Source organism: Paenibacillus sp. J22P169, assembly GCF_059691995.1.
In genome coordinates this window covers 798,926-810,952 of sequence record NZ_JCAUAO010000002.1, presented here as the reverse complement: position 1 = coordinate 810,952, position 12,027 = coordinate 798,926, and the positions used below count along the sequence as shown (strand labels likewise).

Below are 12,027 nucleotides of genomic sequence, written 5' to 3'. Positions count from 1 at the left end.
TTTCTCCTTACATGTCTTATTTTAGGCTGTACAGCCTTTGAGTTTAAGCGAATATCCTAAGCTATTCATATGAAATTCTTAAGGTATACTGCGCTCACGATACTGCTTTGGTGTTTCCCCATGGGCCTTACGGAATACACTGCCGAAATAGGCGGAGTCCTCATACCCCACTCGTTCACCAATCTCTTGTACTTTCAGCTCTGTATCTCTAAGCAGCTTGGCAGCTTCTTTCATTCGTACGGAGGTTAAATAATCAATGAAGCTTTCTCCACACTTCTCCTTAAACCGTTTCGAGAAATAATTAGGATGAATATAGAACCGTTCAGCAATCGTCTGGAGCGTTAATGACTCCTGATAATGCGAATTGATGTATAGGCGTACCGCTTCAATCATATCTTTCCCTGCTGATTCGTCCGATTTGGAGAGCAAGGCAACGATGTTGCTCGCAAACTTTTTCATGCGTTCTACGATTTCATGCCAATCCGTAACCTGCTCTAACCACTGTCTAAGATCATCCAGCTCTCCAATGGTCCATACTGAATCTTGAGAGTGAACCATGAGATATTTATGGAACAATAAATACAGATCTAAGCAGAACCACTCCAATTGAATATAGTCGGAATTCGGATCTTGCACGATTGCCCCCACACGACGTTCGATCCAGCGATGGATCTTTTCTGACTCCCACCTTTTTAAGCAAGCGATCAAAAGCTTCTCATCCTCATCCCCTACAATCGATTTACGATTAGGTGTGTGGACTGCCGCCCTATTCGTTTGATAAACGCGGTTTTTCCCATGCAGAATCGTGTTTCTAATTAATTGCTTCGCCTCGCGATAGCTTTCCTGAATGCCTGCAAATTTATCGGTAAAGGGGCCGATGCCAATCGTCATGTCTAGTTTCAGATACGTCCGAATCCCGTAGGAAATTTCCTCTAATGCTGCTTGGATGACCGACCGTTCATGTGCATGAACAAAACCTAGTATGTATACGATTTCGTACCTATGCAAAGCATGATGTACTAATACACCGTGCATCCCAACAGAGCCTATTCGTTCCGTAACAATATTTTTGACGGCAAAAAGGAGCAGCTCTTCCTCACTTTCCATAAAGGATTGATGTGGAAGTACGAACGGGGCAATCTGCAGAACGATGGCGGTGTATAACGTACATGCGCTCTCTAGCTCCTTAAGTGCGCTGTCTTGAATGATGGAATCTCCCTGTTGTAGGAATTGCGTCAACACTTGCTGCCGAACAGTTTCACGGCTCGATTCTTCCAAAGACTTGAGCTCCATATACATTTGGACCTCGTTATTCTCCGCATTCTTTTTCTCGATTAATTTCGTTAACACGTCATACAACTCTTCGTTCTCAAGAGGCTTAAGCAAATAATCGCTTACCCCATACTGAATCGCCTGTTTCGCATAATCGAAATCATCGAATCCGCTTAAGATAACGAAATCCGTCTTTGGATCAATTTCCTTCGCAAGTCGAATGAAAGCCAGACCATTCATGGTCGGCATTTGAATATCCGTAATTACGATATCTGGTTGCAGCCTGCGAACCAACTCAACACCCGCTACGCCATCCCCGGCTTCCCCTACAACGACAATAGGCAATCCCGATTGGCGAATTTTATGAATAATACCTTGTCGGATAATCGGTTCATCATCGATCACAATAATGTTCATTCCTCTTTTCCTCCTTGAGGCAAAGTCGGCAGTATCGTTAGTGTAAATACCGTCCCTAGTTCTTCACTGCTTTCAAAATCAAGCCCGTAATGCTCACCGTAAAGCAATTTAATTCGGGTATTGACATTCAATAAGCCAATCGAAGTGCGTTCGACATAAGGCTCGCCATTCTTGGACTTCTCCTGAAGCAGTCTTCTTAGCCAGACTTGCCGCTCGGGATCAATCGGGATGCCATTATTCCAAATGCGGACTTGCACTTTGTCCTCGCCGTCCCGGATGATTTCCACCCTAACCGTACCACCTTCTAAGCTTCGGCTAATCCCGTGGAGAATACTGTTTTCCACCAATGGCTGGAACAGCATTTTGGGAATGGCGATCGATTCGAGGCCAGGCTCCAGATAAATCGAATAATCAAAGCGTGTATCAAACCGAATTTTCTGAATCGACAAATACAATCGGATTTGCTGAATTTCCGCCTCCAACGTGGAGATATCTTCACCGCTTATGTTGTAACGAAACATTCTTGCTAAGGAACGACTGATATACGATACTCGGCCATCTCCTTCAATCGAAGAAAGGCTGTCGATAATGCCCAATGTATTATAAAGAAAATGGGGATTAATCTGCGATTGCAACGTCTTGATTTCCGCGTTCTTCTTAACGAGCTCCGTCTCGTATACTTTCATGATCAAATGATTGATTTCCCGCGCCATCCGATTGAACGAAGCACTAATATAGCCCACTTCATCTTGACTCCGAATGGGCAGACTCACCTTGTAATTCCCGCCTTCAATCGCCTTCATTCCTTTACTTAGCTCTTTCAAAGGCGTAATGGTTCGCGATGAGAACACACTTGCCAATAGCATGGAAACGAGTAAGCTTAAGGAACCGATGATGATCGTTCGCATTGTAAAATCATTAACGGGCTTATTGAGCGCCTTCATTGATGATGTTGAGACAAGCATCCAATCGGTATTCGTCAGCTTTTTATAAACCACAAGAGAATCGCCTTTGTCATTCTTTCCGTAGAAATGACCACCTTGAGAATCCTTTATTTCTTCTAATTGTGCGGCATTCAGAAGTGGCTGGCCGTCCTCATGATCATGATTGGAAAATACGATCTTGCCGTCAATCGCATTGACAATATACGTGCGATTCAAACCGTCACCTTCCACATTCTGGAGCCATTGCTTCAGCGAAAGATAAGACATGTCGAACATCATGACACCAATGACGGGTCCTGGAGAACTGACAGATATGTTTCGAATGGCCTGCGCGAAAGTCAAGGTCCCTACAGAAGTCTTCGATTCAATCTGATAGGTTAAAGAGGGGACCCATATGCCTTTCCCATTTTCTTCAATGGCTAGATTCATTAGCTTCTTGCGATCTTCTTGTGGCGTGTCCGGTGTCCAGTTCCCTGTTCGCATGGCGAAGCCGTCTAGTGTTGTCACGATAACGGATGATACGATGGGGTTATCTGATACGAATTGGGTAAATTTTCCTCTATACGTACTGAGCGCATCGGGATCACTCCCCAAATGAAGCACGAATTGCCGAAATGCAGCATCTCCAAAGTAGTTCCATGAAAAGTTGCGAACATTGTTTAAGTAAACGTTTAGCGTAGCCGCGGACTGCTGTGTCAACCTTTCCGTCGTCTCTACAGACTGTCGTTTCAGATCTGGCGCCGTTCGAAAGTAAAAGTCAGTGACGAGAATGGAAACGGTCAGAACGCTGATTGAAAAAAAGGAAAGCAGCATTTTACGATAGATGGATCGTTGGATGAATCGAACGAGAAAAAAATTTGTTATCGCTTTCAATAAGAAGCCTCCTTTACGCAAAAAGCGTTCACCATTTTCCTTATCTTACTATATTCGCCTAAGGGCTGCCTCGAAGACTATGAAATAATAAAGGGATTGATGTGAAAATATCAATCAATCTTCGGTATAACGCCAGAAGGACATGCGGGAAATCAAGCTCCGCATGTCCTTCTTATTTCGCGTTCTTCTTTTAAAAACCTGTATTACCATTTAATGTTGGTACGACCAACGAATTCGCATTCGTATAGTTCGCCCCTGCGTTGCCAGTGGCTGTATTGAAGTTGAATTGCGTGCGCCCACCGCTGTCTCCGTAAGAAGTATTATCAATATGAATTCCTTCGGTTTCACCGTTTAGGATGGCATTCAACTCTATTCTGACATTCAACATGGGATTTACATTTAACCAAAAGTGAATGCCCGCGTGATTATGGCCGGAATGACCCGCTTTATTAATCGTGTTGCGTTGGAATTTCAGACCATTGATTGTATAGGAATCCTTGGTGGGCTCCACCGGTTCGGTCGTAATAATCATCCCAGCTTGATACGTGCTATCTATGATATTATCGCGCATGATAAGACTGTTACCACCAACATCGGACATACCTCTTCCCCAATAGTTAGCGATAATCGTATTAAACTGAGCCAAATTATTTTGAGCAATAGTAGGGAAATTGATCAAGTTCACTTGTGCAACACCATCGTCGCCTAGTCCACGCATAAAATTGTTCACAGCACTATTGCCCGAGTTTCCTCCATCACCCCAGTGAATGCCGTCGAAGTAGGTATTATAAAGTCTTACATTTTGAATTTTGGAATTCGTCCAATCCTGCCAGCCTTCTAGACAACCCATGTGCTCCGCCCAGAGATTTTGAAGCACATTATTTTGTCCAGCTCCACTTGGTGTTGTAATCACAATACCGTATCTGGAGTCTCGCTGTGTATCAACACCACTGAACCTCAAATCAGAAACCGTCGTGTTGTTGTTGATCATGAAGCCAATTTCGCCACCCCAGACCGTGCTTTGAACCGTAGCATGCAAGTGGGAGTACCAGATGCCTGCGCCTTTCATATTGACCCCGCTTGGCACCTGAATTTTATCATTCTGGTTGTAAGTACCTGCCGGGAACCATACACCTTTCCCCTGTGCTGCCGCTGCATTGACAGCACTTTGGATCGCAGCTGTATCATTGGCGATGCCATTGCCTACGGCATTGTACGGCGCAGATTTAACGGAGATGTAATTCGCAGGAATAGTAAGCTCCGGAGGTGCCGTCTCGAGATCAATGAGATCGATCCCATACCAGGCCAGACTGTTACCTGAATCCTTCTGCAGCATAATCGTATCGCCGGCATTGATCTCGATAGCAATATCTTTATCGTCAAAGCTTCTTACATAGGATGGTTTGAAGGTATCATAGTTAAATGTGGAAGAGAGCGATACATCCTGTTTCTTGACTCCGTTCACGTAGAGAGCCAAAGTACCGCTTGTATTTTGCGGAATACTATACCGAAGCATAAGTCGATTGGCATCTCTTACATTTGTCCAAGTCACATTTTCACCTGTAGCATCCAGATGGACATAACTCTTACCGGAGGAAGCCTCTTTCTTCACTGTTGCATCGTTATTGAGCGTTGCCCCGCCACCGCGCGTACCGCTTTCCGCTTCATATGTCGTGAATGGCATAGTAGCTCCACGCGGATTGTTATTCGTAAGCCTCAACCAGTTGATATTCGCAATTCCGCTGCCCGAAACACCTTTTACATATAAATGATGTACACCTGTTGCCGTTCCTGTGATCGCCCATGTCTGTGTTTCGAAATTAGAAAGACTATCTGTATTCGCCAAAGTAAATGTACTAATGACTGGTCCCGTTAGGCTATCTAGTCGGAGCTCAAACTTGTTGCCTGTCGTTAACGAAGAGACTCTCGCCTCCAATGTCTTATATCCGCCACTAAAGTTTACATTATTAAATACAAAATAATCATTCGCATCAAAGCTCTGCACTTGCTGTCCTCCACCAATATCGCTGGTTGCAGCTGTGCTGACGCCTGACATGCTGTCATAGCTCTCGCCTTCGATTTTGATCGCTGTCGTCATCGTGATGACAGGGGACCACTTCGTTTCGTCCGAAGTCATGCTGCCGTTTGCATTCACAACGAAATAAAGTACATCCCCTGTTTCTACATGAATATCCGCTACTCCCGTCGGATTCACATCAGCGGCTGAAGTCACCGCAGCGCTCCACAGCTGGCTCGTATTCTTGAAGATCTTAGCCACGACGCCGTTGCTGCTCGCGTTTACCTTGAATACCGTGCCTGATATCGAAATGTTTCCCGCTTGCGGAGCTACCCATTTCTTGACGGCATCGTATGTATTTTCCGGGTGAAAATAACCATCTCTCACATATGGATAGCCTGAGGCTTCTTTCCATTTTGCAGGTGTAGTCGCATCATACTGACTTAAATAGGAATACGTGCTTCCTGTTTTCTTCATCGCGTACCAGCTTCCTGTTCCTTGGGTACTACTAAAAGATGATTGGGCCGAAAAGGTGACAGTCTCAGGAATAGGCGCTGCTTCTGCATGTTGGACAGGCAGGGCTACTATGCTTAGCATAATTACCGAGGCAATAAGCAAACAGGTTCTTTTCTTCATCCAGGTTATCAAGGTCTATCACTCCTTCTATTTATTAAGCGCTTACATTAAAGGTAATATACCTCCTTTCACTTCCAAATACTTCCTAAGTTTTATACTAAACGGTTAACGCAGTTAGGTTAAGTGAATATCTTAAGCATTGGGTATGAAGATCCTAAGAAATAAAAAAGAGCGAGGCAAGGGATCGCTCCCTTCCTCGCTTCACGTTATTTAATTAATCGTCCACTGCTGATTATTGCCGCCATTCCACGTATATTGAATGTTCTGTCCGCCATCCGCTGTAGAGCTTCCACTGATGTCCATAAATTTACGGCTATTGCGATTCTCGATTGCATAATAGCCATTTCCTAGATCAACCAACAGCCATTCTTGATTCTTACCGCCATTGCTTGGATATTGAATGTTCGTTGCTCCATCTGCCGTGGACTGACCGTTGATATCCATATATTTGCCGCTTTGTTTGTTTATAATACTGTAGTAGCCATTCGCTTTCTTCACGAATTGCCATCTCTGGAAGAGCGATGTCGTATCCGTAAACTGCTGGATTGGCGCTGCACTGAGTGTTTTATCCGTGCCACTAACGGCTAGTGACTTATTGCTATTTCGATTGAGTATCTTATAATTCGTAGTTGAATTAATGCTGTAATTCGATCCCGAAATCGTCCCTGTCGCCGTATCAATCGTTAATTTATCATAATACGTTAAACTCATGGATGTACTCGAAGGGAACGATATCGGTAGGAATACGTACCTCGAGTCATTCACAATGCCGCCCCACGCACCCGCCCATCTATCCCCAATATAAAGATAGGATGTTGTAGAAGTGCCTTGAACAGGGAGAATATAGGCTGGCTGCGAATCGAACGATGTGCCGTCTCCGACATTGCTAAGTGCGCTCCATGTACCAGCGATGCTACTTGCTGTCCCATATTTCATTTGATTCGGCGCCCAGCCGGTTGCTCCGGAGGTCACGAGGAAGTAGACACCATTCCTTTTAAACATCGCCGCCGCTTCCCGTTGTGCACCAACCCAAACCTTCTGAACTAAGGAGGCAATAGATCGATAATCCGAAGAAAGCTTATAAATATGCGTATCTAAGTTTTCTCTAGCAGAAGAAATGAAATACGCGGAGCCATCGTCATCCACAAATAAGGTGTCGTCTCGAGACATATACTGACCTTGTGGTTGGAAGCTGCCCTGCCAGGTGTAGTTGCCATCAACTGTGGAAGAGTAAGCAACTGCTGCTCTGGCTTCGCTGTAATCAACGCCATTTTCTTTATGCATCCACATAACGAATTGACCTGTAGAAGCATTGTAAATGACTTTAGGCCGCTCAATATTGGCTGTTGCCAGCTCAGGAGCTGAAGAATGCTTGAGTACATTGTTGCGGAATTCCCATGTTTTGAGATCCGTTGAGCGGTAACAAGCGACTAAGTTGTCTCCGCTTCTATTCTCACCAAACCAGTAGTAATAAGATCCTACTTTAATGATGCCACCGCCATGTGCTTGCAAAAGATTGCCTGCACTATCCTTTATTTGAACGCCATTACTTGGAATGGTAACGCTTGCAGCTTCAGCCTTTTGTGTGGTCAAAAACAATGACATGAATAAAGCAATAATCAAACCGATAACCAGCAACTTCCCTGCGTATTTTTCATTGGAATGAACGTACACGGCTCTCATCCTTTCGTTCTAGTCTAAGACAATCGGACAATCGGTACCTCAATCATACTGGGACATCCAGCTTGCAGCCTTATGCTCACCCCCCATTCCATATCCAACTGAGGCTAATGTTAGAGGATTCATGGGCTGTTTCATAGTGAATTATTACAAGTTCTATGAACAATTCGAACAATGGAATTAGCCACTTTTGGCATATTCCTGAACATTTTGCTTGTCCATCCAGAGAAATTGCCTAGAACAAAAAAGAGCCTCGCTGGTTAGCGGGCTCTCCGAACATTTCATCCTCTAATGCGCACTCTCAACTTCATCCACGTGCTTCAAATGCTGGCGATTCATCCAAAGATAGATGACAGCCACAACAACACATGCGCCACCGACGATAAACGGCATATGCGGGTTGTACCATTCAGCTAGCTTTCCTGCCAGAAATGGGGCGATGGCTCCACCGATGAAACGCAAGAAACTGTATGCGGCCGACGCTGTTGGACGTTCGACAGGTGCTGCGTTCATGACCGCGGTCGTGATTAAGGTATTGTTATTGCCTAGGAATGCTCCAGCAATGATGACGGCAACGATAATGACAGTTTTATCTGTTGTCCAAATGGACATGACAAACAAAGTAGCAGCGAACAAAAGCAGTTGAACACACATGGAAGGCACTGTTCCAAAGCGTTTCTGCAGCTTCGGCGCTGTAAAGACAGATGTAAAGGCAAGCATAAGTCCCCAGCCCAAGAAAACGTAACCAAGCTGGTGCTCATCCAATCCTAATTTCCCCAATACTAGTGCAGCGTATACAAGCAGGGTGAAAAATCCGAAGTTATAAAGAAAAGCTGCGATTCCGAATGTACGAAGTGCTTTGAATTTCAGAGCGCGGAACGGGTCCGCTAACGATGCTTTGGATTTGCGAATTTGCGTTTGTGGTTTGGGCATAATAAACAAGATCATAAAGAAGGCAATGACCATAAGACCCGCTACTCCGAAGAATGGACCTCTCCAGGAGATAGCCCCAAGCTCCCCACCTAGCAACGGGCCTACGGAAATCCCCAGACCGACGGCTACTTCGAACAAAATAATGGAACGTGCGACGCCTGTTTTGGATAAAGATACGATGGCTGACAAGGCTGTAGCGACGAATAGCGCGTTTCCGAGTCCCCATCCCCCTCGTAACCAAACAAGACTCCAAATCCCATTTGACATACCACCTAATGCTGAGAACAGTGCAATGATGATGATTCCAGCGAGCAGAGTTTTCTTGATGCCTAGACGGGACGAGACGACACCTGTGATCAACATCGCTACCGCCATGACGGCATTGTAGCTTGTAAACAACAAAGTGACATCACTATGGGAAGCATGTAGCTTCTTAGCAATAGCGGGCAAAATCGGGTCAACAAGACCGAGACCCATGAAAGCGATAATACTGGCGAAAACGACCGCCCATACCGCTTTCGGTTGACTAAACATACTAACTTTCTGTGTATTCTGATGTGCTTGTGCGGCCGTATTGGCCTTACTCGTAGCTGTTGGTTGCATGTCCCAGAAGACTCCTTTTATGTTGTCATTTTAGTGATACCATCATTGACGCGTTTCTGCATATATTCAATTTCCTTGCGAAACTCAGCCATCTTGGAGAGTTTCTGATCTACCATCGCCATCTGTTGGTCGACCATGACTTTGATTTCTCGCAGTTGCTTCAGCTTTTCTTCTGCTGCCTCGGTTTTCCAATAGACTTGCTTCTGTTCGTCCATCTTTTCGCGAATGGCTACGAAATCCTGAATTTCCATGAGTGAAAATCCAAGAATATCCCGGGCATTCACGATTTGATTCAATCTTTCGATATGTTTGCGAGTGTATAAGCGCATGCCTCCCTCACTACGTTCTGGAGGAAACAGTACTCCGATTTCCTCGTAGTAACGAATCGTTCGCTTGGTCAATCCACTCTCTTTGGCCACGTCATCAATTTTAAATTTATCCATCTAAACACTCCCTTCAAACTAGTTTTCTTCTCGATGTGATTATCATAATCCGTTTGAACGTTAACGTCAACGTTAACTTTTGAACGACCATGCACGTCCAGATTTTAGAGACTTATTATGCGCAGCTGCTCGCTTTCTATGCCTATTGCGTCTCCATATTCACGAAATAGGCGATAACGAATTGACGGAACCTCTCTGCCGCGAGAGATAAATAATGCTTCTTTGACCACGCAATTCCGGTCGTTACCGTACAGCCCTGGTCGGTAATTCTCAGCCTATGGGGCATTAAATGTGCCCGCTTTTGCCAGGCCAGCTCAGGTGCAAACATGATACCAAGTCCTTTTCTCAAAAGCAAAACGACTGCATCCGCCTCATCCACCTCAAGCATCGTATTCGGTGTAAATCCAGCTTGCATACACAAGCTGTCTGTCAAGCTGCGAAACCAATATCCCGTTCGCAAACCGATGAATGTTTCATCCTTCAGCTCAATCAATGAGACGCTTTCTCTGCCAACAAGCGGATGGTTCTCTGGTACAACAACATAAAAATCTTCGGTTCGAAGAGGAGTCCACGCCATATCAGATCCCTCAACCGGTGCGGTTGTGATGCACAGGTCAATCTCTCCGTCTTCTAACATGCGCTTGATGACTGCTGTTGGTTCCAGTAATTGCCGGATATGTACGTTCGGATACTGGCTTAGAAAATCGCCTAATAGCTCCGGTAGAATACTCGTTAACGATGCAGCCAGCGTGATGCTCCCTCGCTCCAAGCCTGCCATATCTCGAATTTCTCTTCTTCCTTCTTCTAATTCCCGGAATATCCGCTCCACACGTATAAGAAACACTTTGCCGAATTGATTTAACCGGATATTACGCCCCAGCCTATTGAATAACGGCGCACCGAGATCCTCTTCCAATCTGGAAATCGTCTTACTGAGCGAGGGCTGTGCGATTTTGAGTTCCTCTGCGGCCTTGGTCATATGTTCTAATCTTGCAACGGTCTGAAAATAGTGTAATTGAAGCAGCTCCATGACACATTCCTCCTTTTTATATAGACTCAAAGCTATGAACTCATAATTTATTATGTATTATACAATATCAATATGCATTTCTATAATAAGGACGAAGTTCACACAACACATACTAGGAGATGATCCTTATGAAAGCAGCTGTACTAGAAGCATTTAACGAACCTTTGGTGGTCAAACAGGTTGCAGATCCTACACTTACTCCTGATGGTGTCATCTTAAAATTAGAGGCGACTGGCATTTGTCGCAGTGATTTGCACGGATGGCACGGAGGACTGGGCGCTATTAAATCATTCCCACATATACTAGGTCACGAAATGAGCGGCATTGTTCAAGAAGTCGGTAAAGATATTCGCAATTTCAAAAAAGGCGACCGCGTTATCGTCCCTTTCAATCAAGGAGATGGCATATGCCCGCATTGCCAATCTGGGCACCACAACTTATGTGACAATTTGAAAATGGTCGGCTTTCATTTTGACGGCGGGTTCGCCGAATATATCCACATTCCGAATGCGGATTTGAACCTGCTTCATCTGCCAGAAGGCGTTGATTTCCTCACTGCAAGCGCAATGGGCTGCCGATTCATGACCGCTTTCCACGGCGTTGTTTCTCGAGGCAAGGTCCGTTCAGGCGAATGGGTAGCCGTATTTGGCTCCGGCGGTGTCGGCTTGTCCGCCATCCAAATCGCGACCGCAGCAGGTGCGAACGTTATTGCGGTTGATATCGCCGATGACAAACTCGATTTTGCGAAGCAAATGGGCGCTGTCGCGACCGTGAACAGCAAAGAAGTGAACGCACCGCAAGCGATCATGGAAATTACCAAAGGCGGGGCCAACCTATCGATCGAAGCCCTTGGCATCCAAGACACATTTGTTAACTCGATCATGAGCTTAGCTAAACGCGGCCGTCATCTTCAACTCGGCGTAAGCAATAACCCGCAAGGCGGAATGACACCTGTTCCGGTTAATTTATTGTTGTTAAAAGAGCTCACACTGGTCGGTTCCGCAGGTATGCCAGTTCCAGAATACCGTGAAATGCTCCAAATGGTGGAGAGCGGTAAATTGGCACCAGGCAAGCTGGTTACGCAACAAATTGCATTGGACGATATTAACGCGGCGTTCCAGGAAATGAACAACTATGCGGGTGTTGGCGTAACGGTTATCACCAAATACTAACAAGGAG

General features: G+C 45.2%; 8 protein-coding genes. 1 reads left to right on the top strand and 7 read right to left on the bottom strand.

From position 1 onward, the window contains the following. Positions 1-78: 78 nt before the first annotated feature. The 7 genes from AC58QG_RS17570 to AC58QG_RS17540 all read right to left on the bottom strand — a co-directional run bounded on the left by AC58QG_RS17570 (position 79) and on the right by AC58QG_RS17540 (position 10,848). Positions 79-1,689 (bottom strand): response regulator, encoded by a 1,611-nt coding sequence (locus AC58QG_RS17570; RefSeq protein ID WP_497363406.1) that lies wholly within the window; start codon positions 1,687-1,689, stop codon positions 79-81. Continuing rightward, positions 1,686-3,506 (bottom strand): cache domain-containing sensor histidine kinase, encoded by a 1,821-nt coding sequence (locus AC58QG_RS17565; RefSeq protein WP_497363405.1) that lies wholly within the window; start codon positions 3,504-3,506, stop codon positions 1,686-1,688. Before AC58QG_RS17565 ends, AC58QG_RS17570 begins: the two co-directional genes overlap by 4 nt. 190 nt (positions 3,507-3,696) lie before the next feature. After that, positions 3,697-6,159: a carbohydrate-binding protein gene (locus AC58QG_RS17560; protein WP_497363404.1), complete on the bottom strand. Its 2,463-nt coding sequence runs from the start codon at positions 6,157-6,159 to the stop codon at positions 3,697-3,699. Between the two features lie 210 nt (positions 6,160-6,369). Next, on the bottom strand, positions 6,370-7,833 hold the full coding sequence (locus tag AC58QG_RS17555; RefSeq protein WP_497363403.1) for an RICIN domain-containing protein: 1,464 nt from the start codon (positions 7,831-7,833) through the stop codon (positions 6,370-6,372). Positions 7,834-8,127: 294 nt separating this feature from the next. Next, a complete protein-coding gene (locus AC58QG_RS17550; protein ID WP_497363402.1) occupies positions 8,128-9,375 on the bottom strand; it encodes an MFS transporter in 1,248 nt (415 codons plus the stop codon). 17 nt (positions 9,376-9,392) lie between these two features. After that, on the bottom strand, positions 9,393-9,818 hold the full coding sequence (locus AC58QG_RS17545) for a MerR family transcriptional regulator (protein ID WP_497363401.1): 426 nt from the start codon (positions 9,816-9,818) through the stop codon (positions 9,393-9,395). Between the two features lie 142 nt (positions 9,819-9,960). Then, on the bottom strand, positions 9,961-10,848 hold the full coding sequence (locus AC58QG_RS17540) for a LysR family transcriptional regulator (protein ID WP_497363400.1): 888 nt from the start codon (positions 10,846-10,848) through the stop codon (positions 9,961-9,963). A 128-nt stretch (positions 10,849-10,976) separates the two neighbouring features. On the opposite strand from AC58QG_RS17540, the gene AC58QG_RS17535 reads away from it, so the two are divergent. Next, positions 10,977-12,020 (top strand): zinc-dependent alcohol dehydrogenase family protein, encoded by a 1,044-nt coding sequence (locus tag AC58QG_RS17535; RefSeq protein ID WP_497363399.1) that lies wholly within the window; start codon positions 10,977-10,979, stop codon positions 12,018-12,020. Positions 12,021-12,027 lie beyond the last annotated feature (7 nt).